General features: G+C 36.8%; 19 protein-coding genes. 17 read left to right on the top strand and 2 right to left on the bottom strand.

Annotation, left to right across the window (positions count from 1 at the left end):
* From BZG01_RS10580 to BZG01_RS10525, 12 genes are all read left to right on the top strand, one after another.
* On the top strand, window positions 1–364 hold a 364-nt coding region (locus BZG01_RS10580), incomplete at its 5' end, for a transposase (protein WP_180327283.1).
* Window positions 365–726: 362 nt separating this feature from the next.
* Complete coding sequence (locus tag BZG01_RS10575; protein WP_101309799.1) at window positions 727–1,248, top strand: HNH endonuclease; 522 nt, start codon at window positions 727–729, stop codon at window positions 1,246–1,248.
* 293 nt (window positions 1,249–1,541) lie between these two features.
* Complete coding sequence (locus BZG01_RS10570; RefSeq protein ID WP_101309798.1) at window positions 1,542–3,686, top strand: RagB/SusD family nutrient uptake outer membrane protein; 2,145 nt, start codon at window positions 1,542–1,544, stop codon at window positions 3,684–3,686.
* Window positions 3,687–3,992: 306 nt separating this feature from the next.
* Window positions 3,993–4,523, top strand: coding sequence for a hypothetical protein (locus BZG01_RS10565; RefSeq protein ID WP_143470881.1), 531 nt, complete (start codon window positions 3,993–3,995; stop codon window positions 4,521–4,523).
* Window positions 4,524–5,043: 520 nt separating this feature from the next.
* Window positions 5,044–6,165, top strand: a complete 1,122-nt coding sequence (locus tag BZG01_RS10560) for a Fic family protein (protein ID WP_101309796.1) — start codon at window positions 5,044–5,046, stop codon at window positions 6,163–6,165.
* 454 nt (window positions 6,166–6,619) lie between these two features.
* The gene (locus BZG01_RS10555; protein WP_101309795.1) at window positions 6,620–7,465 is read left to right on the top strand and encodes a BRO-N domain-containing protein; all 846 of its coding nucleotides are present in this window, start codon (window positions 6,620–6,622) and stop codon (window positions 7,463–7,465) included.
* 184 nt (window positions 7,466–7,649) lie between these two features.
* Window positions 7,650–8,765 (top strand): hypothetical protein, encoded by a 1,116-nt coding sequence (locus tag BZG01_RS10550; RefSeq protein WP_101309794.1) that lies wholly within the window; start codon window positions 7,650–7,652, stop codon window positions 8,763–8,765.
* Window positions 8,766–9,266: 501 nt separating this feature from the next.
* Window positions 9,267–9,623, top strand: coding sequence for a VOC family protein (locus BZG01_RS10545; RefSeq protein WP_101309793.1), 357 nt, complete (start codon window positions 9,267–9,269; stop codon window positions 9,621–9,623).
* 158 nt (window positions 9,624–9,781) lie between these two features.
* Window positions 9,782–10,591: a helix-turn-helix transcriptional regulator gene (locus BZG01_RS10540; protein WP_180327282.1), complete on the top strand. Its 810-nt coding sequence runs from the start codon at window positions 9,782–9,784 to the stop codon at window positions 10,589–10,591.
* 155 nt (window positions 10,592–10,746) lie between these two features.
* Entirely contained in the window at window positions 10,747–11,250 is a 504-nt protein-coding gene (locus BZG01_RS10535; RefSeq protein WP_101309791.1) for a TlpA family protein disulfide reductase, read from the top strand.
* 358 nt (window positions 11,251–11,608) lie between these two features.
* Window positions 11,609–14,506: a PEP/pyruvate-binding domain-containing protein gene (locus BZG01_RS10530; RefSeq protein WP_218973081.1), complete on the top strand. Its 2,898-nt coding sequence runs from the start codon at window positions 11,609–11,611 to the stop codon at window positions 14,504–14,506.
* The gene (locus BZG01_RS10525) at window positions 14,506–15,777 is read left to right on the top strand and encodes a serine hydrolase (protein WP_218973080.1); all 1,272 of its coding nucleotides are present in this window, start codon (window positions 14,506–14,508) and stop codon (window positions 15,775–15,777) included. Before BZG01_RS10530 ends, BZG01_RS10525 begins: the two co-directional genes overlap by 1 nt.
* A 12-nt stretch (window positions 15,778–15,789) precedes the next feature.
* On the opposite strand, the gene BZG01_RS10520 is transcribed toward BZG01_RS10525, so the two are convergent.
* The gene (locus BZG01_RS10520) at window positions 15,790–18,642 is read right to left on the bottom strand and encodes an MFS transporter (RefSeq protein WP_101309790.1); all 2,853 of its coding nucleotides are present in this window, start codon (window positions 18,640–18,642) and stop codon (window positions 15,790–15,792) included.
* Between the two features lie 302 nt (window positions 18,643–18,944).
* Window positions 18,945–19,868, bottom strand: coding sequence for a serine hydrolase (locus BZG01_RS10515; protein ID WP_218973079.1), 924 nt, complete (start codon window positions 19,866–19,868; stop codon window positions 18,945–18,947).
* A 527-nt stretch (window positions 19,869–20,395) separates the two neighbouring features.
* On the opposite strand from BZG01_RS10515, the gene BZG01_RS10510 reads away from it, so the two are divergent.
* The 5 genes from BZG01_RS10510 to BZG01_RS10490 all read left to right on the top strand — a co-directional run bounded on the left by BZG01_RS10510 (window position 20,396) and on the right by BZG01_RS10490 (window position 24,335).
* A complete protein-coding gene (locus BZG01_RS10510; RefSeq protein ID WP_101309789.1) occupies window positions 20,396–21,652 on the top strand; it encodes a peptidase U32 family protein in 1,257 nt (418 codons plus the stop codon).
* Between the two features lie 136 nt (window positions 21,653–21,788).
* A complete protein-coding gene (locus BZG01_RS21985; protein ID WP_281256426.1) occupies window positions 21,789–21,923 on the top strand; it encodes a hypothetical protein in 135 nt (44 codons plus the stop codon).
* Window positions 21,924–21,946: 23 nt separating this feature from the next.
* A complete protein-coding gene (locus BZG01_RS10500) occupies window positions 21,947–22,450 on the top strand; it encodes a peroxiredoxin family protein (RefSeq protein WP_101309787.1) in 504 nt (167 codons plus the stop codon).
* Window positions 22,451–22,462: 12 nt separating this feature from the next.
* On the top strand, window positions 22,463–23,266 hold the full coding sequence (locus tag BZG01_RS10495) for a DUF2797 domain-containing protein (RefSeq protein ID WP_101309786.1): 804 nt from the start codon (window positions 22,463–22,465) through the stop codon (window positions 23,264–23,266).
* A gap of 52 nt (window positions 23,267–23,318) precedes the next feature.
* Window positions 23,319–24,335, top strand: a complete 1,017-nt coding sequence (locus BZG01_RS10490) for a branched-chain amino acid aminotransferase (RefSeq protein ID WP_101309785.1) — start codon at window positions 23,319–23,321, stop codon at window positions 24,333–24,335.
* Window positions 24,336–24,400 lie beyond the last annotated feature (65 nt).

The raw sequence follows: 24,400 nt of genomic DNA, 5'->3' as shown, positions 1-24,400 counted from the left end.
CAGCAATTCCCGAATTACAAGTGTTGAAAATGGAAAAGTTTACTTCAGGTATAAAGACAGAAAAAGACTTGTTTCAAAAACAATGCAGCTCAACACCATGGAATTTATCCGAAGATTTATGCTTCATATTTTGCCTCATAACTTTTATAAAATCAGGTATTACGGAATCCTTTCATCAGCAAATTCCAAAACCAAAAAGGAGCAGATTGTTGCTCTTATGGAAACCTGTGTGCCAATCCCTGAATACGAGGGATTATCAGCCATTGAAGTTTACTCTTTACTCACAGGGAAAGACGTAAGCCATTGCCCGAAATGTAAAAAAGGCAGAATTTTATGCAGAGCTTTGCCAAAACCAGAAACCTGATCGATTGGGTGATCAAAAAGTTCTTTGAATTTTAAAAAGTAAATTTAATAGCATTAGCTAAAAGGGTAAACTATGCATTATTCAAAGCAAAAAATCCTTATGAAACACTCTGGTTTCCTAACTTACACAGCAAACAGAAGGTCCGAAACCTCTTGCGAAAAAACAAAACAATTAAATACCCATAGCTCCGGCGGCATTGTCCAACTATGTTTTATCCTTTATTTGGAACTATTCTGAGAAGTAAAAATCAGTGTTCTAAATAATGTTTTGTTAATTTTAAAAAACGAAAGGATAAAACACTTTTACGTTGTGGGTAATAGGAGCCGCCAACAAAAGAGTGAGCATTCTTATAAAAACTTAGGATGAGACAACCAATAAAAACTACAAAAGAAGAAATAATTGATTACTGGGTAACACAGATTGATGAATCAGACTTAAGTGTTGATTTTTCCGAGGCACATGAAAGATGTTGGCGCTGTGGGTATAAAACAGTTTTACATAGATGTCATATTATTCCGGATTCTTTAGGAGGAGAAGATGCTCCAAAGAATTTGGTGCTGCTTTGCAATAGATGCCATAGAGAAGCTCCAAATATAGATGATTTTGATTTTTTCTGGGACTGGCTTAAAGCTCAAAAGGCAAGTTTATATGATACATATTGGACTATAAGAGGAATGCGAGAATATGAAGATGTATATAAGGAAAAAGTCGAAGATGCTTTAATAAGATTGGAAGTGGATCCGGAAAATTTTAAAGAATATATTTCGAGTCGAGAAAGATTTGTAACAATTCATTTTGGAGAAGGTCGATTAAATCCATCAACAATTGCAGGTATTTTCCGCGCCTTTATTAAAGAAAAGGAAAAAAGAATGATTGAAAGTTGAAAACTACTACCCACAACAGCGGGTCATAGCGCATGCCGCGGTTTGGCTCGGCTGGATGCAGAAGTGAGAATTTAAACGGCAAAACAAATAACAACGGCCTGCGGAATCGGCGGCACGACGCCATACCCGCGGAACGTCAGACTGTCTAAAAAGCAAAGCTTGACAGTGATTTATATAAGTAGTATTCTGTAAAAATGAATAAATAGGAGAATCTAAGCAAGTTAGTTTAGGTTATTAGACAGACTGCCGTTACCTGCAAGGTGAAAAAAATAAAACAATAAAAATATTTTAATATGAAGACATTTAAGTTCGTTATCCTTTTTTTATTCACAGTATTTATTGGATGCTCTAAGGAAACAGATTCAATAGATGATAAAACAGTTAAGGTTAGCACATTAGAAGGAAGAGTTGAAAAAGGTCCATTTACACAAGGTTCAACCGTAACCATTCAAGAATTAAGTCAGAACCTTTCACTAACGGGTAAATCTTTTCAAACAGATATTTCTAACAATGAAGGTAGTTTTAAAATAGAAGCAGCGATTGAGTTTGTTTCTCCATATGTACAAATAGCTTGCGATGGTTATTTTTTCAATGAAGTTACCGGTGAACTTTCTAATAGTCAAATTAGATTGGAATCGTTTGTTGATATAGCAAATAAAAGAAGTATCAATGTTAACATTTTAACTCATATTAGTAAAGGTCGAATTGTAAATCTGATGAATGAAGGAGTTTCATATAAAGATGCAGCTTTGCAAGCACGTGAAGAATTACTCCTTTGCTTTGGTCTGCAAAAATATAAAGAATCTGATTTTGAAGATTTATCAATATCTGCAGGAGAAGATTGTTCTGGTGCACTTATAATCATTTCCTCGATTCTTCTAGCAGATCGTAATGAAGCGGAATTAACTGAGTATATTTCTAATTTAAAAGAAACCTTCACAACGAGCGGGACATTTCAAGAAGATGTAATACAATCCTTTAAAGACAAAAGTAGACAGCTTAGTACAGATGATATTACTTCTAATATTGTAAGAAGATATAACGATTTGGGAAAAAAGATATTAGTCCCAGACCTAAAGTACTATATAGATTGGGATGGAGATGGTATTGCAGGAAATGAATTAGGGGATCCGCACACTGAAAAGCAATTATTTTTTGAAGTTGATACAGTGCATGCCAGTAAAGAAGGTGGTGAGTTTCGAGTTCGAATCCAGGCTAATATTCCATTTACAACTAACTTTGACAATTCTCCTAATGTTATTTCACCAGAAAGTTTATTTAAGGAGGTTGAACTGACAAGCACAATTAATGAAAATGAGATCATTATTAATGTCAACCCTGCAACCGCACCTTTTTCAAAACCTAAAACTATAACCATATATTCTCATGATGGAAGTTTGAGTGCTAAGTTAATTATTGTGCAGGAGGGTGACTTTTCAAATGAATTATCAAGTGAAATTATTACATCAATAATATCTAAAGCTAGCACTGGCTTTGATTACACACACACCATAGAAGGATTATATAGTAATTGTTATGCAGCCAACTCTTCGCAATGGAATTTATTTTCATCACATAATCTGACAGCAAATACTAGTGAAATTAGTAGTGCTTGGGCTGCTTTGTATCAATTGAATCATAGCTTAAATAGTGTAGAGGAATTAGTAGGGAGTGCCTCTTCAAAATATTTTACAACACTAAGGGCACTTTTGTATTATCATTTAACAACATTATGGGGTGATACACCATATATTTTTGAAAAAATAAATAATGGAAACTTTTATCCGTCGCGTACTCCTATCGCTGATATTTATACTTCGTTACATGAGCAATTAGAAGAGTGTATCAGTGGAATGTCTGAAGGGGGCAATGGATCGTTCTTTGCGGTTTCAAAAAATGTTCCAAGAGCCTTACTTGCCAAAATATTAATACAACAAAAACAATATTCCGAAGCTTTAATGATCTTGAAAGAAATTATTTCAAGTGGAATGTACACTTTGAATAATAGTAGAAATGAAGCATTAAGTTCAGCATCTACTGAAATGATTTATGCGATTAATAAAGGAACTTTCTCTACCCCTAATCATACTAATAATATTGAAACAGGTACTTATCTGCCATTAATACAATATTCTGAAATTATATTATTGGCAGCTGAATGTGAAAATAAGATTGGTAATAGGGATGCAGCAATTACTTTTCTAAATAAAATACGGAATAGAGATGGTGAAAGTACTACGTCAGCTGAAAGTTTCGAAAAAGATTTAAAAGAAACGTGGAAATCCACAATGATGGGCGGATTTTCTTATTTTGCTTTTCTTAAGCGAAACAATATTGCAGTTAGCGAGTTGAATATTCAGGATTACCAAAAGCTGTTGCCTATCCCTTCATCAGAGACAATGTATAATCCTAATGTGTCACAGAATCCAGGGTATTAACATTGAGGGGACTTAAGTGTAATTCAAAAACACCCAGCAGGTAACAAAAGCTAAATTTCATGGGCGCTGATGAGTCGTTTTAAAGTTTAGTACAATTAATGAACACCAGCAAGCCAATTAAAATTGGTTTGTTTAAAACCAATAAGACCAAAGGACACAAACGAAAAAATCAACAAATTTTAATAGTTCTTGAGTTAACAATTAAGACTTAAAAAAAATCAAAAACAATTAATGGAAACCAGAGCCCATTAAAAAAAACGGGGAGACACCGAAAATCCATAAGAGTAGGAAGTAAAAAAACGAATTATGAAAAAAACAATTTTGACCTTAACCGCAATTGTCTTCGCTTTTAGCACCTTTGCCAATGACATTTTAACCCTCAACAATGAAATGGTTTTTGAAGGAAAAGTAAAAAGAATCAAAGACTGTGCAATTGTCTTCAAATCAGAAGGTACTAAATACATTGTTCCTGCATCAGAAATATATTCAATTGAATTTGAAAATGCAGAAGATAAAGTTTATACAAACTATCTGGAAATGCAAGCTGACGAAGAAAACAAATGTTTTAATGCAAGACTTGATGCAGAAAACTATCACGGCAAAAAGGGTGGTCACTTTGTTTTAGGAGTATTATTTGGACCATTTGCAATAATAGGAACTGCATTGGCCAATCCAACTCCTGAAAAAGGGAAACAGACCTATATGATGTCTAAAAACAAAGACCAATTCAGCGACCCTGAGTATTTAAGTTGTTACAGGAAAAAAGCAAAAGGACAGCTTATTGGAATGGAAGCTTTAGGTTGGGGCGCCTGGATATTATTGGTTTTAGCCTTATAAGCAGAAATTCAAAAAACCAGCCCATAACAACTAAGCATTCGTGTGGCAGGAATTGCCCAATAGTTACGGTGAGTTGATGGAATCGGTGACAGAATTGGTACTTTACGGGGAATGGTCTGTTTTTCGAAGCTTTTAGGAAAGGGAACTTGCTATAGAAAGATCTTTTATATGCCGTAATTCCAAAGAATAAAAGAAAGTTGTAGATCAGTCTGCAGCTTTCTTTTGTTTTGGATTTCTTTGGCCATGAAAGTTACTTCCCCATCTCTGATATCAGTTAATTTATGGTTGAAACGAACCCAAACAAGAACCAAAAGTATTTTCAATTTTTATGTATGCTTAAAACGGCGATATTTAAATCCTAAATGGGTAGTCAAATTAGTTTTTAGACGGACTGCTGTTACCGCCAAGCATGAAAAAAACAGTAAATGCGGAGATTATCTTTAATAATGCGAGCATATTTTGCGGAGAATATAGTTTTTGCGACGAATAAACTTTATATTTGTCGCAAAATTTGCAGAGAATGAAAACCTACATACACGAAAAAGACGATTGGACATACTTCACTTGGAATAATCAAGAAGTGATGATGCTTTTAGGAAAAGCTAGAAACCTGCAAGGAAAACTTCTTGGAAAAATGGAATCTCTGGGTTTTGACCTACAGAATGAAGCAGTATTAAATACACTTACTTTGGACGTACTTAAATCATCAGAAATTGAAGGTGAGTATTTGGAAAAAGAACAAGTCCGTTCATCCATTGCAAAAAGACTGGGCATTGACATTGCAGGTGCTGTTGAATCAGAACGTAACGTTGAAGGGATAGTGGAAATGATGCTTGATGCCACACAACGTTATCAATTACCGTTAACAAAAGATAGACTTTTTGGATGGCATGCATCATTATTTCCTACTGGTTGGAGTAACCTTTACAAAATAACAGTCGCAGACTGGAGAAAAGATGCAACTGGTCCAATGCAAGTTGTATCTGGTCCAATGGGAAAGGAAAAAGTTCATTACCAAGCTCCAAATTCTGAGAGAATAGAAAGCGAAATGCAAAAGTTCCTACATTGGTTTGAGTTTGAAAACCGAACTGATTTAGTGCTAAAAGCAGCAATTGCACATTTATGGTTTGTAACAATTCATCCTTTCGATGATGGAAATGGGCGTATTACAAGAGCAATAACTGATATGCTTTTAGCTCGTTCGGACAATAGTATCAGGAGGTTTTATAGTATGTCTGCTCAAATCAGAATTGAAAGAAAGCAGTATTACGAAATCCTTGAAAACACTCAAAAAGGCAGTTCGGACATTACTGGATGGATTGTTTGGTTCTTAAAGTGTTTAATAAATGCTATTGATTCTACAGAAGAAACATTATCTAGAGTTCTCTTTAAAGCTGAATTCTGGAATTTACATTCAACAACTATTCTGAATGAAAGACAACAAAAAACGATTAATAAACTACTAGATGGTTTTGACGGGAAATTGACTACTTCAAAATGGGGAAAAATTAATAAGTGCTCGCAGGACACTGCTCTCCGGGACATCCAGGATTTAATAAATAAAAATATTTTGCAAAAAGAAGCAAGTGGTGGAAGAAGTACAAATTATGAATTAAAACAAATACCAGGTGGTAACAACTAAGCCTTCGTGTGGCAGGAATTGCCCAATAGCTGAGGTGGGTTAACGTAACCGGTGACAGAATTGGTACTTTACGGGGAATGGTCTGGTTTTCGAAGCTTTTAGGAAAGGGAACTTGCTATGGAAAGATCTTTTACATGCCGTAATTCCAAAGAATAATAGAAAGTTGTAGATCAGTCTGCAGCTTTCTTTTATTTTGGATTTCTTTGGCCATAAAAGTTACTTCCCCATCTCTGATATCAGTTAATTTATGGTTGAAACGAACTCAAACAAGAACCAAAAGTATTTTCAATTTTTATGTATGCTTAAAACCGCGATATTTAAATCCTAAATGGGTAGTCAAATTAGTTTTTAGACAGACTGCTGTTGGCTTTCATTGCAAGAGCGATACTGCAACACTGAAAAATTCTCTAAAAAAGAAATGATAATGTATCTTTGGGATTGAAAATTTGAAATTATGACTAAGGAAACTGCAATAAAATTATTTCAAGACCAAAGAGTCCGTGTTGAATGGGATAACGACCAAGAAAAGTGGTTTTTTTCAATTATAGATGTTATTGGTGTATTAACAGGAAGTGATAGACCGCGAAAGTATTGGTCAGATTTAAAAAGCAAGTTAAAATCTGAAGGCAGTGAAGTGTCCGAAAAAATCGGACAGTTGAAAATGGAATCGCCTGATGGTAAGCTGAGATTAACTGACGTGGCAGATACTGAGCAGTTGCTAAGATTAATACAATCAATTCCATCTCCAAAAGCAGAGCCATTTAAACTTTGGCTGGCAAAAGTTGGATATGAAAGGATTGAAGAAACCGAAGACCCGGAAAAAGCCTTTGACCGGGCAATGGAAACTTATTTGAAAAAAGGATATTCTGCAAATTGGATAAATCAAAGACTTAAAAGTATTGAAGTTCGTAAAGAACTGACTGATGAATGGGATATACGTGGTGTGAAAAAAGGATTGGAACATGCAATACTAACAGACGAGATAACGATGGCATGGACAGGTATGACAACTCGTGAATATAAAGACTTTAAAGATTTGAAGAAAGAGAATTTGCGAGACAATATGACCAATTTAGAGTTGGTTTTGAATATGTTAGCAGAAGCATCAACTACTGAAATATCTAAAGAGAAAAATCCTGAAACATTTGAAGAAAACAAAAAAGTTGCGCAAAAAGGTGGGAAAGTAGCTGATGCAGCCAGAAAACAATTAGAAAAAAATACGGGCAAAAGTGTAATATCACCTCTAAATGCTAAGGAATTAGGAAAAAAACTAGATGATAAAAATAATGAACTAGAGTAATAAGCAACAAAAAGCTAACATAAGGTATAAATCATTGGGGGCGCAGTGGTTATTTGAGCGTTGGTTCTCGCTTCAAGCATGGTGTAACTGAACAGGAGATAGCCCGCAATCTCCCAACGATTTTATGCTGCAAAACCGTTACAGGGCATTGAAGCTATATGTGGAAAAATGATAAATTTACAGAATGAGTGAATATCAATATTATGAATTTAGATCCATTGACCGATCTCTTACTCAAAAAGAAAAAGAAGAGATTTCTAGTTGGTCAACTAGAGCTTTGGTTACAAATGCAAGTGCGATTTTTGAATATCATTATTCAGATTTCCCAAAAGACTGTCTGGAGGTTGTCGAGAAATACTTTGATGTGATGTTTTATATCGCGAATTGGGGAACTCGGAGATTGATTTTTAAAATCCCGAATACCTTTATAGATAAGAATATAAAGCAATATTGTGCAGAAGGACTTGAAATATATGATTTTAAAGAATTTATTCTTATTGATATATGGCTGGAAGAAGATGACGACGACGGTGGATGGATAGAAGGAGAAGGCATGCTGAACTCGTTAATAACACTCCGAAACGATATAATTTCAGGCGATTATAGAAGTTTGTATCTTTTGTGGCTGAAGGTCAGTACCGAAAGTGTAATGAGTGATTATAGCGAAGTTGATGAATACAGTATTGAACCTGAATTGCCAAACGGTTTAAAAAAATTGAATGGGGCTCTTGAAGAATTGCTGAATGTTTTCGGAATAGACAGAGAGGTTGTTGATGTCGCATCTGAAATAAGTGAACCGTTAAAACAGGAAATAGGCATTGATTATGCCGATAAAATTAGCAATCTGACAGAAGCTGAAAAGAATGAATGGCTGTTAAGGTTAGTTGATAGTGAACCTTTATTGGCACAAAAAATAAAAAAACATTTTAGTCCCAAAACATCTGAAAGTCAGAAGCACTCAGCAAGAACTGTTAAAGATATTGTTGAAACGTTTTTATCTGTGAAAGAAAAACGCAAAGAGAAAGAAAGGTTGGTAAGAGAGGAAAAGCGTTTGGAAAAATTGAGGAAGATTGAAGAAAAAGAGAACAGTCTCTGGGCAGAAGTATATTCATTGATCAGAGAAAAGAAAACAAAAGCCTATGATGAAGCTGTTTCATTATTAAAATCGTTAAAAGAATTGGCTGTTCATAAAAAAAGGTATGAGGAGTTTAAAGCAAAGATAATATATATTAAGACCGAAAACAGTAGGTTAAACGGGCTAATAGGAAGAATAAATTCTGCAAATCTGCTTAAAGAATAGAAAATGCCCTGTAACAACTAAGCGTTCGTGTGGCAGGAATTGCCCAATAGTTACGGTGAGTTGACGTAAGCGGTGACGGAATTGGTACTTTACGGGGAATGGTCTGGTTTTCGAAGCTTTTAGGAAAGGGAACTTGCTATAGAAAGATTCTTTTACATGCCGTAATTCCAAAGAATAATAGAAAGTTGTAGATCAGTCTGCAGCTTTCTTTTGTTTTGGATTTCTTTGGCCATGAAAGTTACTTCCCCATCTCTGATATCAGTTAATTTATGGTTGAAACGAACCCAAACAAGAACCAAAAGTATTTTCAATTTTTATGTATGCTTAAAACCGCGATATTTAAATCCTAAATGGGTAGTCAAATTAGTTTCTTGACAGACTTACGTTCTGGGCAAGGTTGAACAGCATAACCCAAAGATGTCTCATTTCTCCAATTTTGCGAATGAATGACAACTTACTTTTGCAGAGATAATATTAATTTCAAATTAAAAAACAATCAAAATGCAAAAGTTAATTTCATGGGTAGAGATACCCTCAGTTGATTTCGACAGAGCTGTAAAATTTTACAATACGGTGTTTAAACTTAATTTACCGAAAGTTGATTTTGGACAAGAAAAAATGGCTTGTTTTCCTAATGATGAAGGAGCTATTAGCTATGCTCCGAATTTCAAACCGTCTGAAAATGGCGTGATGGTCAGCTTTACTGCACCTGACAATATTGAAGCAACAATTCAAAGGATTGAAACCAATGGCGGAAAAGTTTTACAGCCCAAAACAAAAATTGAAGTAGAAGGACGAGATTATTTTGCTATTTGCATCGATATAGAAGGTAACAAAATCGGCATTTACGGTAAATAGATTAAACAGAGGATGTCCAAAAAGTTCAATCTTATTGTCATTCTGAGCTTGTCGAAGAATCTTTATCTTTGAAAAACAGATGTTTCAACTTCTATCAACATGACGTTTTCGAGTGAAACTTTACTTTTTTGGACATCCTCTTTAAAATTGCAATGTATATGTCAATAGAAATAGCAAAACCGTCACAAATTTTGCAGCCATACATTAAACAATATTGGTGTATTGAGAATGTTTTGCTCAATGGAGAACATCATATTCAGCGGGTAATTCCTAGTGGTTTGCCAGAATTGACATTGTATCTGGGTAATAGACCTAAAATCATTGGGTACAAAAATGATTTTGAAGACAATTTCATACTAAGCGGACACCAGAAAGGATTTTATGATTTGCAAATTGAAAATAAATTGTCAGTTTTTTCAATTGTATTTCAACCACAAGGATTAATGGTTTTTTTTCGATTGCCGTTAACCGAGTTGTATAATGAGAGCATTCCATTAAAATACCTGAACGAAAAATTAGAGCAAGAAATTTTGTCAAAGTTGACAAATGAACACTCTTTTGAAAAAAGAATTCAAATCATAGAAAGCTATTTCATTGAATTACTAAAGGAAGGGTATAATAGGTTTGAATTTGCGAGGATTAATCACGCAATAAATATGATCAGGCTGTCGCAAGGTAAAGTTTCAATCGAAAATCTTGCTTCTGAAATTTGCCTTAGTAGAAAGCAATTTGAAAGAAAGTTCTCTTATTTAATAGGTACAACACCTAAGAAATATTTAAGAACAGTAAGATTGCAACTGTCATTATATTTGAAAAGCAGGAATGAAAATCTAAATATAACAGATTTAGCTTATGAAAGCGGACATTACGACCAAGCACATTTCATTAATGAATTTAAAATTCATACTGGATTCACACCAAAACAATATTTTGATAGTAATGCCGCTTACTCAGATTTTTTTGAATAACAAACCCAGCCCATAACAACTAAGCGTTCGTGTGGCAGGAACTGCCCAATAGGTACTGTGGGTTAACTCCCCGCTGCCACACGATTGAATCGTGTTGTAATTGAAGCCTAGTCAATAATAAAATTTGTATCTTCTGCTTTACAAAAATACTTGCCATGAGATACCTACTAGCCATCAGCCTGTTGTTCGCAACACTTTCCTGCTCCAATAGTCCCGAAAAGGAGCGGATGATGGATTCCGAGAAATTGACTCACCTAATCTCCCAAAAGGATAAAACTCTGGTATATGTTTGGACCACCTGGTGCAGTGGCTGTCGAAAAACATTGGCCGAAACACTGCCCAGGCTTCAGGAAGATATCGACACTTCCGAATATCAGATACTACTAATAGCTGCAAGTAAAAATAAACAGGAAGTAGATTCACTGCTTGCAAACAGTGCTCTACAAATGAATTCCTATTTCCTCGATTTCACGGGCCCCGACAAAGGCATGTTTCAAAATTTAGGCATTCAGTTTTTGTTGGAAAAAACTTTTCCCGAGGAGGACATTTTTACCCGAGCCATTCCGGTATTCTTTTTGGTGGATAGTAATGGGAAAGTCCTGTATAAAAAGTTGCCCCACTCTTACGAGGAGGCAAATGGGGTTTTGAATCAGTACTAGGTGTAAAATCAGTCAATTATTTTCCCCTTAAAAGAAATTCATTTATCGTTTTAGTGGGAGCTAGTGCAGTAATTCTCTTTGGGCGATTCGTATTGGGGTGCCAAGCAAACACCATGCACCGTTTGCTTATCAATCACCTTCTTAATCAGTAATATAATCGCTTTATTTTTACTGTGTTAGGCTTGGGCTAGGATTGTAAATAAAACGAAGAATTTTTGTAAAAGATATATAAGATCTTAATATATTTGATGCGAATAGTTTGGCTTGTATTTTGTTAGAAACCAAGCTTAAAGCAGCTATTTTTCTATCGAAAATGATAATTTTGGAAGTGTATTGTATAAATAAATTAGTTATGAGAATGAGAGTGTTATTGTTTGTTTTGGGAATTAGTTTTTTGGGGATTGTGGCTCAGGCGCAACCGGTTTCCAATCTTGAAATTAGCAAGATGGTTGAAAGTTTTAAGAAGGATCCCAAAGGCCCTTATCAGCAAATCATGTGGTTTTGTCCCGACGGATCGATGGTGGCACCTAAAATGCGTTGTCCTGAACCAGGAGGCGTGCAACGCGCAAAATATAAGGATGCAGTAGTGCGTCTGGCTCAAACAAACCATGTTTTTTTAGGTCAGATTTTGGCGACTACCCCCAACGAGGATTTTTGGGATAAGCCGAATCATCAATCGCGCTTAAAACAATATTTAGTAGAGAAATATTTACAGGCCACCGATAATGCTTGGGTGCTTCGTCGTGGGCAATTTTATCGTGGAGCCATTCAGGCCGAAGATGAAAATGCTTGGGGAATTAAATTTTTCAACTGGTTGCTGGCCGATGATGAAGCCATCAAAATCCAGTTTTATTTGCTGCGAGAAGCGGTACGTAGCGTTCCACATAGTCAGGAAACCAAAAGCCTTCAGAATATTCGATCCTTGTCTTTGCTAATTGCCGATACCGATTTGGAGTTTATGGATGCACGTATTAAAATTCATGGTCAGCCCGATCAATCGGATATTGAGCGGGTAAAAGCATATAAAACCAAGAAATACAGTAAGCTCGAGGCAGGCACAAAAGAGCAGGTCGACAAATTAATTCGCGAATTGGAAGTTTATTACCAGCCAATCAACTTAAAAGATTTGGAGCGATATGTTACAAAAGTAGCTGTCAGCTCTAAGCTAAAGCAAAGCTTATTAAATTTTACCAAACAGCAAGCCAACACCAAAGGCGAGCAACGTGTAAAAGCGGTTAGCGATTTATTATTCGAAATTCGCGAGAATATTTCGCAGGAGATTCCTGCAAATCGATTGGCTTTTATGGATGTTTCGATTCAGTTGGAAGGCATTCTGTTTTATGAGTTAACCAGTTGGAAACCGCAAAGGTTGAAAGGAGTTATTGACTTAAACGAGGTACTTGCCAAGGCAAGCGCTGCCTGCGGATATATTGAAATGTGGGAATGGTATCAGGTAAAAAATGACTTACAGGTAGCCGATAATTCGGATATTTCTTTAGAAACCATTCGAAAAGTTCACGATGCAGCTCGTGGCATTATAGAGTGGGGAACCGGCATGAACAGTGCTGTTTTCGAGGAAACCATTCATCTGTTTGGGGCTTTTGAGCCTCTTGCTTACCACTTTACCGACGATCGTATTCGTTCTTCGGTATTACTTCCTTTGGGAGCTTCGGTAAGCCGATTGGGCGATTTTATGAATCTGATCTCCAATCAAGCCAACGAGGTAATGGATATTGAAAACCAAAGTCATTTCCGAGGTTTAAATCCAGGTTTTACCAAAGGCGAATTGGTGGTGGTTGAAGGCAATGTAGAAAATGTTAAGGTATCGAAAGATAAGATATATTTGTTTAGCAAACCTCCTGCAGATTTAAAACCGGTAGCAGGTATTGCAACCGTTTCGGAAGGAAATATGGTATCGCACGTTCAGCTTTTGGCTCGTAATTTAGGAATACCAAATGCAGTGCTTTCGCAACAAAACCTAAGCGATCTTAAAAAATATTCGGGAACAAGCGTATTTTACGTGGTTTCGCCTAAAGGAAAGGTGATTATTAAACCCGAAAGTAAAATGAGCGATGAGGAAAAAAAATTGTTTGCAGTTAAAAAGCGAAGCGAGGAAAAAATCAGAATTCCGGTAGAAAAGATCGATCTGAATCAAACTCGCTTGGTAAACCTTCAAAAGGTAAATGCAACAAACTCGGGCAAATTATGCGGTCCTAAAGCAGCAAATCTGGGGCAGTTAAAGCAACTGTTCCCCGATCAGGTGGTAGAAGGTCTGGTGGTTCCTTTCGGGATATTTCGAAAGCACATGAATCAAATAATGCCTGGATTGAATGTTTCGTATTGGCAGTTTTTGAACCAAACTTTCCAGATTGCAGCAGAAAAACAAAAGGCTACTGTCTCGAAAACAGAAATTGATGAGTACGTTTTGGCACAGTTATCCATCCTTAGGGAAGCCATTAAAAAAATGCCTTTACTACCTGAGTTTAATGAGGATTTAAGGCAACAGTTTACAACAGCCTTTGGAAAGCCGATGGGGAAAACTCCAGTTTTCTTGCGCAGCGATACCAACATGGAAGATTTGAAGGATTTTACTGGCGCAGGGCTTAACCTAACGCATTTTAATGTGTTGGATAGTGAGAAAATTGTACAGGGAATTAAAGATGTTTGGGCTTCGCCTTATTCCGAAAGGAGTTATAAGTGGAGACAAAGCTATTTGCTGAACCCCGAGAATGTATTCCCTTCTATTTTAATAATTCCGAGTGTAGATGTTGACTACTCGGGCGTACTAATCACCAAAGGTGTTCAGTCGGGTAAAACCGATGAGCTGACCATTGCTTTTAGCCGAGGAGCTGGCGGAGCAGTAGATGGGCAAGCGGCTCAATCGCATGTTTTGGAAGCCAATGGAGTAAACAAATTGTTATCTCCGGCACGGGAACCGCAATACAACAGTTTGCCTCAAACAGGGGGAACTTTAAAGCGGGGCTGTACGTTCGAAAAGTCGATTTTGTCGGACGAGAATCTTCAGGAGCTCCGTGTATTTTCAAAAAAATTGCAAGAGAAATTAAAAACAACCGAAGGAGTTAACAGCAACGGTCCTTGGGATGTGGAGCTGGGATTTAAAAACAACAAACTCTGGTTGTTTCAGGTACGCCCGTTTGTGGAGAATAAACAAGCGAAAAGTTCTGCTTACCTGCAGTCTATTTCTCCGGAAGTAAAATTAGTACAGTCTATTTCATTAACTACAATTATAAAATAATGAACATTAAAAAATCAATCATAGTTCTCTTTCTTTTTTCATTCACTATAACTTTGGCTGAAGGGAATGGCGAACCGTATCCTATCGATGGTTATAAAACCACAGGAATAAGACGTTTGGCTCGTTTGCAAAAAATTATTGATGGACAAATTAAGGATACAAAACCGATTTCGGGAGCACTAAAGTCGATAAATGATATCAAACTAAACCTATTAGGCGTTCGGGGCGATAGTTTGGCAGATTTCCCTCAGTCTGATAAAAAGCTGCAACAAAAATTAAATGGCTTGTTTCCTAACCTTCACGAAAGCTATTCCGTGGCATTGCTTGATATCACCGATGGAAAAAAAATAAGGTATGCTTCTCGGCAGGATGCAAAAGGATTTCAACCGGGCAGTGTTGGTAAGTTGGCTATAATAGCAGGCTTATTTAACGAGTTAGAGCGACTTTATCCCGACTCTTACGAGGATAGGGTGACTTTACTCAAAACACGATCTGTAAAGGCCGGCACATGGGGAAATTACGATGAGCATACCGTTCCTTTTTTTGATACCATCACCAATGGCTTTTTTAAAAGAACGGTGAAGGAATACGATGTGTTTTCATTGTACGAATGGGTAGATCATATGCTTTCGGTTAGCAACAACAGCGCAGCAAGTATTGTTTGGCGCGAAGCCTTGCTAATGCGTGCCTTCGGACAAGATTACCCGAATCTTACCGAGGAGCAGACTGCAGCGTATTTTAAAACAACACCCCGAGCCAGCTTGCAAAATTTGTCTAATTTGGTAGTGAATGAGCCTTTGCTAAAAATTGGAATTAGCGAGGAGGAATGGCGACTGGGGAGTATGTTTACTCAGGGAGCGAAAAGGATTATTCCTGGTTCGGGAGGAAGCATTGGCAGTCCGCGTGGCTTAATGAAGTTCCTAATTGCTATTGAGCGGGGTAAAATTGTCGATTACAAGTCAAGTTTGGAGATCAAAAGAATGATGTACATGACCGATCGACGAATTCGCTATGGATCATCCCCTCGATTAAGCAAGGCGGCTATCTATTTTAAATCGGGCAGCTTGTATCAGTGTAAACCCGAAGAAGGCTTTACCTGCAAAAAGTACATGGGTAATGTTCAGAACTATATGAACTCAGTTGTGATTGTAGAACAGCCCGATGGGGCCACATACATGGTGGTACTCATGACTAATGTGCTACGAAAGAATTCCAACCTCGATCATATGGGCTTGGCCAGTAGTATTGATGATTTGATTCGGAAACCCTAATCCGATCATCAATTAATCTACTTGCATGGCCTGTTGTGCTTTTTCGGCAAATTTGCGGATTTTCAGGTTTTCAGAATCTAGATAAGTTTGGATAAGTGGCAAAAACTTAGGATCACTAAGTTGTTCTAGTAAATAGAACACGGCTAATTTTAGTTTTACGTCTACTCCTTCTAATATAAGTCGGTAGCATCCAAATTCATCGGGTTCTTTTTCAGCAAACAAACTAAAAACTGGTTCAGCCATACTATTCAATATGGCTGTTTCCAGTACTGGTATTAAAATCTTTTTCAAACGAGACTCCAATAAATTATCCAGAAATTCGATCGCATTCATTCTAAGATCGGCCTTATCGCTTTGAATACCTTTATAAACAGTTAGGATATCTTCAGGAGGATATCGTAGCTCAAGCAAGCGGAAAATACGCTCTAAACTGCCATCCAGCCTTCGTTCCAATAAATTAATCAAACTATTTCGGGCATCTAAAATCTTAAACGGAATAGAATCCGTATCCACTTTAGTAACAAATTTTGAATTTAGAACGACTAAACTGTTCTGGCACAGGTGTATTTCCTCCACAATAAGGCTCATAACCAGTTTTTTATCAAAAAACAAATTAGGAAAACTTTGTTTGATATTGGTGAGAGCCTTTAAACTTTCCAAATGAACCATATAATCCTCATAGTCGAGCAAGAAAAATAGGAAATCAATTGATTTTTGACTGTTAATTTTTTGAGCAATCACAGGTAGTCTCCTCACTAACTCTACCGATATTTTCTCGTCTTTAATTAGTTTGTGAAATACAGGAAAAGCCCGACTGCTATAATTTGCTAAAGCAGTTTGTGCCGTTGGAAGAAATGCCTTTTGATTTAAAAAATTCACCAATACACTTATAAATTGAGGATGGGCGGTATTCCCAGCAGCCTCAATCGCTTTGCTTACAATATCTTCCCTTTCGTGATGAAAAGCATTTTGCAGGTAGCTAAAATATCCCGAAGCACTCGAAACTCCAATAACCTGAATAATATGTTGGTGTAATTTATCTTTCTCGCTTAAATCTTCTGTTTTATTCATTTGCTGAATTCGCATTTGTAAGCGATCACCAAAAGAAAACCAGTCTTGAAGCTCTTGATTTCCACGAGTTTCGATTGCCAATGCCAACAAGGCAGACTCACGTATTTTCTCGTCTTCATGCTCTAAATAAGACTCAATCAGTTTCACCCGGTTGCCTGGTGCTAAGGCAATTAAATATTCAAAAGCACTCACACGAACCTCTTGGTCATCATCATTCACCAAAAGAAGCATGTCGCCCGATAAATTGTGATTGATATAGGATTTAAGACTGGTAATTACTTCCGATCTTATTTTTCCCGATTCATGCGAGAGTAGTTTTTTAAGTCGCACATAAAACTCTTCTCTAGGTACTTCGCGTGTTTTTTGAATAATGTATAGTAAATGACTCTCCTTATTACTTTCCAATTGCCTTTGCAGATTACTAATAACCGATTCGGTGGTTTGGGCCTGTTTGTCTGCTTTTTTCCGACTAATTTTTTTACTGATTTTCAGTTTAAACGATTTTAAATATTCTTTTCTTACCTGCAAGGCAAAGTAGATCCAAAGAATAAGCAAGCCAATAATCATTAAACTGATCCAATTAGTAGAAAGTTGTAATCCATTTACAAGAAAAAACAATAGCAATCCGCCAATTCCTGAGGCAACACTATCCACAGTAACATCAATATAAGATTTGGTTTTGCTCTTAATTTCGAGGGGTATTGGCAAGGCTAACAGTTCCGTTGCCGATTTATTTATAGATTGTTTTAAACTACCATCGCATAATTTGATGAATATTGCAGCACCAAGTATTGGAAAAAATAGCATGCCTAAAGCGCCTAAAAATATGGCTCCAGGCAGAATAAGCAGAGAGCTTCCAACGCCAAATACACCAACAATTCGTCGGGTAAGAAACAATTGAATAAAGAGCGATAACAGGTTAAAGTTCGAAAACCAAAAGCCAAAGAATGCGGTCAATCGGTCCGGATCAAGGATAGCCGTAGAGGCTATTGCACTAAATTGGTAGTCAACAAGTTTAGCCACAACAACGCTTACTCCAATAATGCCGGCCATTAAGCTTAAATGTCGCGATTTTTTAATTAACTGATAAGGGTTTTCAGTAAGGTTTTCTTCCTGTACTTTTTGTTGTTGCACATGTTGCTGCTCACTGTCTCTTTCGGCCCAAATTTTTTTCGTAATCCAAATGCTTGGCAGTAATACCAGCATACTCAGAAAAATAAGATTTTCGCTGCCTATTAGTGGCGCCATAATGGATGTGAGATATCCACCAAAAATTCCTCCGGCAATTGCTCCGGCACCAATAAAACCAAAAACCCGCTTGGCCTCTCGTGCATTAAAAATAATATTGGCTAATACCCAAAATTGCGAAGAGGAGACTACTGCAAAAAGTGCCACCCAAACGTAAAACAGCAAAAGAACAACTTGTACAAGTATGTTTAAACGAAGCAATAAACCAAATACCAATAGGGTTATGACGGAAATCAGAAGAGTTCGGGTCATAATTTTATCGAATGGAAATTTCGATAGCAAACGAGAATACAATCTTGAAATTGCGACAGCAAAAATGGAAACTATAATAAATGCTGTAGGAAGATAGGAATAGCCGAAAGAGGAAAGAAAAAGCGAATTAACAATTGGCTTAATGATCAATAGAGTAGAGATGATCAAAAAGATATTGACTTGCATTAAAACAACCCTTCGATATTCGCCTACTCGAATATCGAACGATTTGTTTAAAAAGTATTGAAAAGCTTCCTGGAAAACATTTCTAACAGAACTCTCAAAATTTTTCATTCGGTATAATCTGGTAGTATATAGTTAGGTTTAAAAGTCTTGTATTTTGGATTGTTGCTAAAACGGTATTTAATAAAGCAACAAAATTGAGAAAAAAATGTTAAGTTCTTTCTCAATTTCATTAAATATTTTAATTTGATCTTAGTTTGATGCGGATGTGCTTGTAAGTGTTAAGCTATTAAATGCCTTACAATCAGTTTGCTGATTGTTTTTTGCCATTCGTAATGTAAGGAAATCAGATTTATAGTAATTAAAAGATGATTTAGAATCTACTTCGCGTTATTTTTAAAAAGGAATTCATCTTAACTTTTGTCGTCTAATACATCTTCAACTTCCAAAACCAGCTGTCTTAGAATTCTTTCACCATCATCATCTTGCAGTAAACCTACTAAAATAAAGCGATCTTCTTTCCCCCAAACTAGAATAGAATCGGCATGGAAATTTTTCCAAGTTCCTGATTTTCGGAATAACTTCGCATTTGGACGAACTTTTTCGATGGTATTTACAAATTTGTGGTGAAGTTCAGGATCAACCATCATTTCCAACATCTGACTTGATCGATCAGGGCTTACCAATTCACCGTTAATCAGCATGTAATAAAAACGACAAACTTGATTTGCAGTTGCTGCATGACTAATTCCTTTAAGAGGTTCCGGATATCGTGAACCGGTTTTAGCATAACGCTTACCAACCCATAATCCTCCACCTTGTTCTTCATCGTAGAGTTTATAAGCAGGATCCATCAAAACGTCTTTAATCTTTTCGTAACCCAATAAGTCAATTAAACGAGTGGTTGCCTGGTTGTTCGATCGGCTCATCATAAGTCTCATATCGCTTAAAATAGCCGGGGTTTCTTCCAATTCTCCCTTTTCTAATGCATCAGCTGTTGCTAATAAAACGGCAATTTTTGGCAAGCTAGCAGCGTACATTATATTATCACCGTTTACACTGGCAAAACGAATGTTGTTTAAATCTCGTAAATCGACCAAACCAACTGCCATTTTCTTATTTTCAATCAGTCGCTTCCATTTAGTGTTCTTTTTTAATTTTCTATCTAGCTTATCTTGTAAATCGCTGCTCTTCAAATCATGCAAAGGGATTAGATCGCCTGTTCTTAAAGGCAAAGCCATTTCCTTTCTTACTACTTGTTCATTAATCGATTTGTTTGCACAACCAAAATATACAACAACTAATAAAACTGTTAATACTATAAATCGCGTTTTCATATAATCAATTTCCCTTTTAAATTATAGACTTTTCATCATTTTCCTAATACGTGCACTTTTTACACCTCTAACATTATTGCATAATGTTATGCTTTACATATAATTTGAATATCTATAAGCTTAAAATGTGTTCGTGAGACTTGGCCAAATGTACTAACATTTTTGAGTTTCTAGCGTTATTTCAAAATAATCATCACTAAGTGTAAAGTTCAGTATTATTGAGGTTTATAGCGCGTTATTAACTTCAGTTAACGTGAATTAACTCAAATTAACAACTTCCTTTTTTTAATCCAAATAAACGAGCTTGATTTTTAATATTATTGAATACAAAAGAGAGTTTACAGGAACAAATTGTATTTTGTTTGGCCTTTAATTAGTTTGCTTATTTGTTTTGCAGGAATGGCTCATAAAGATTACTTTTGCTGAGAATCAGAAAGAAGGTATATGTTTGAAAAACTTGATAGTTAACAGCATTATTAACTTACTGAGGTATATTTTTTTATTTCGAGTTTAAGGGAATTTTTTAGATGAAGAGAAGCGAAATTGAATTAATGGCTCCGGTTGGTTCGTATGAATCTTTAATGGCAGCTATACAGGGAGGAGCCAATTCTATCTATTTTGGCATTGAGCAGTTGAACATGAGATCGAGATCTTCGAATAATTTCACCATCGAAGATTTACACAATATTGCATCCATATGTAAGGAGAATAATATCAAGTCGTACCTAACGGTAAATACGGTTTTGTTCGATCATGACATTAAAGTAATGCACAAAATTGTTGATGCAGCAAAAGAAGGTGGTGTAACAGCGATTATTGCTGCCGATGTTTCTGCAATCATGTATGCCCGAACAATTGATGTGGAAGTTCACATTTCCACCCAATGCAACATTACCAACATCGAGGCAGTGAAGTTTTATGCTCAGTATGCCGATGTGGTAGTTCTGGCTCGGGAATTGAATTTGAATCAGGTAGCCGCCATTTACAAGCAAATTGTTGAGGAAGAAATCCGCGGGCCAAAAGGGGAGTTGATTCAGATTGAAATGTTTGCCCACGGAGCATTGTGTATGGCCGTTTCAGGCAAATGCTACTTGAGTCTGCACGAAAAAAATTCATCGGCAAATCGTGGTGCCTGCATGCAAACATGCCGAAAAGCCTATACGGTTACCGAAAAAGAATCTGGAAATCAGCTGGAGATCGATAATGAATACATCATGTCGCCAAAAGATTTGTGCACCATTGGTTTTCTAAATAAAATGCTCGATGCAGGAGTTCGTGTCTTGAAATTTGAAGGCCGGGCCCGCTCTCCGGAATATGTAAAAACAGTGGTTTCAAATTATAACGAAGCTGTTGATGCGTATTTGGAAGGTGATTATACCCGTGATAAAATCGACCAATGGATGGAGAATCTGGCAACAGTTTTTAATCGTGGTTTTTGGGATGGTTATTATCTCGGACAAAAGATTGGAGAATGGAGTGAGGAGTACGGCAACCGGGCAACCAAGCGCAAGATGTTGATTGGTAAGGGAACCAATTACTTTGCCAAGATTAAAGTGGCCGAATTCTTATTGGAATCGCAGGAATTAAAGGTGGGTGATCAGATTTTGATAACCGGGCCAACAACCGGAGTAATTGAAACAACCGTAAAAGAAATTCGGGTTGATCTGAAATCAGTCGAAAAAGCCGTTAAAGGCGATAGCTTTTCCATTTCAATGGATACAATGATTCGCCGGTCGGATAAATTGTATAAGATTGTAGAGGTGACCAACGACTTAATTCAGTAGAGAGTCTAAAGTCTGAAGTCAATAAAGTTTTGAAGAGTTTGAAAATTTGCCCTGAAAAGGACAAGTAATATAGCACAGGGCAATGCCCTGTGTGATTGTAATAGTTGTAAACTGTCGCGCGGTTTTATTTAAACAGATGAGATATCGTTATTCGCGACGGAATAAGAAAGAATATAGTATTGATGTAAACAAAATCAAACATGAAACGTCCATGCCAGGTAATTATGGCACACAGGAAGATGATTATCCCGGCATGGTAAGTTCCATGTGACAAAAACTTACAATTATAAACACATGAAAAAAATATTCATTACACTATTGGCCATTGTTGCTACAACAACTCTTTTTGCGCAGGATCAACAAGGATCACTGGTAAAAACCGGCGATCAGGTGCCCAATTTTTCGGTTCTTACTCTGGATGGAAAAGAATTTGCTATCAGTGATTTAAAGGGTAAGGTTGTTTTGGTTAACTTTTTTGCTACCTGGTGTGGACCCTGCATGAAAGAACTGCCGGAAGTTGAAAGTCAGTTGTGGCCTAAATTTAAAAATGAAAATTTTGCAATGGTTTCTATTGGACGAGAGCACACAAAGGAACAATTGGAAGCATTCAACGAGAAAAAAGGCTTTACATTTCCTATCGCTCCCGATCCTAAACGGGAGGTGTATGCTAAATTTGCGAGTCAGTACATTCCCCGTAACTTTATTGTTGATAAAACAGGTAAAATTGTATGGCAGGGAGTTGGCTTTAGTCAGGAAGAACTCGGGCATATGATGAAAGTGATTCAAGAGAATTTATAAATAGAGAATTGAATGCAGAAGCAGGGAAACATCAGAAAAATGAGAACTGATCTTAAAGAGATCGTTGAGTATCAGCTGCCAATAGGCGAAGATGTAGTTCAAATGAATCTTTTGATAGGTAAGAGGTTAAAATTTACTTATTTAGGACAGATTAATTGTATTCATTGTGGAAAGAAAACGAAGACATCTTTCTCGCAGGGATATTGCTATTCTTGTTTTACTACGCTTCCGCAGACTGATGAAAGTATTCTTCGTCCGGAGCTGGATCTTTCCTATTTGGGAATTTCCCGCGATATGGAATGGGCAAAAAAAAATGCGCTTCAACCTCATTTTGTATACCTGGCCTATTCCGGAAATCTGAAAGTGGGAGTCACACGGGAATCGCAGGTGCCTACCCGTTGGATGGATCAGGGAGCGAGCAAAGCCATTAAATTGGCTAAAACGCCCAATCGTCATATTGCCGGAATTATTGAAGTAGCTCTAAAAGACCATTTCTCGGATAAAACCAACTGGCGGGCAATGCTGAAGTTGGAACACACTGAAGGTGTTGATTTATTATCCGAAAAGAAAAAAGCCGGAGGCTTGTTGCATCCTGAATTGCAGCAATATATTTCCGCTGAGGATGAGGTGTTTGAGATGATTTATCCTATGAGTTCACAACCGGAAAAGATAGTTAGTTTTGGGTTCGAAAAGGAGAAAGAATACTCGGGAATTTTGAAAGGAATTAAAGGACAATATCTTATCTTTGAAGACGGAAAAGTTCTTAATATCAGGAAACACAACGGTTACCTGATTGAGTTTTCGGTAGAAGATTAAAACAATAAACACAATATATATTCTTTACTAATCGTAAAATTCTTAATTAGAGATGGAAAACATAGACTGGAAACAATTTGGTTTCGGTTATACTAAAACCGATTACAATGTTCGTTGTCACTTTCGTGATGGAAAATGGGGAGAATTGGAAATTTCTTCTTCAGATCAGGTAAATGTACACATTGCAGCTACCGGTTTGCATTACGGACAGCAGGCATTCGAAGGTTTAAAGGCGTTTAAAGGTCCTGATGGGAAAGTGAGAGTATTTCGTATTGACGAAAATGCGAAACGTATGCAATCGTCTTCTCATGGCATCATGATGGCTGAAATGCCTGTCGATTTATTCGAAGAAGCAGTAATTAGAACCATCAAATTAAACGAGAGATGGATTCCGCCATACGAATCGGGAGCCTCTTTATACATTCGTCCGGTACTTTTCGGAAATGGAGCGCAGGTAGGTGTAAATCCAGCTCCTGAATATACTTTTGCTGTATTCGTAATGCCGGTTGGTCCTTATTTTAAAGAAGGATTCAAACCAACCGATTACGTAATCTACCGTGAATACGATCGTGCAGCTCCGCAAGGAACAGGAACGATTAAAGTTGGTGGTAACTATGCTTCTTCGTTAAGAGGGGGAACCCGTGCGCACAAAGAAGGATTTTCTGCCGTATTGTTTTTGGATGCAAAAGAAAAAAAATACATCGACGAGTGTGGTCCGGCTAACTTCTTCGGAATAAAGGACAACACTTACGTAACTCCAAAATCAAATTCTATTTTGCCATCAATCACAAACAAAAGTTTGTGCCAGATTGCAGAAGATATGGGAATGACTGTTGAGCGTAGAAAAGTTACGGTTGAAGAATTAGCCGATTTTACCGAGGCAGGTGCTTGTGGTACAGCCGCTGTAATCTCTCCAATTCGTAAAATTGTTGATGCCGATAATAAGGTTGATTATTTTTATGGTGATGAGGCCGGAGAAACCAGCTTAAAATTATATAATACACTTCGTGGAATTCAGTACGGAACTGTTGAAGACAAACACAACTGGAATACAATTATCGAATTCTAAGCAATGCAAATGGCTTTAAGCCGGATTTTATACAAAGAGGGAGTTCTAATTTAGAACTCCCTCTT

The sequence above is a fragment of the Labilibaculum manganireducens genome (assembly GCF_002843385.1).
In the GTDB taxonomy this organism is placed as follows: domain Bacteria; phylum Bacteroidota; class Bacteroidia; order Bacteroidales; family Marinifilaceae; genus Labilibaculum; species Labilibaculum manganireducens.
This window is presented reverse-complemented; position numbering and strand designations above follow the sequence as displayed.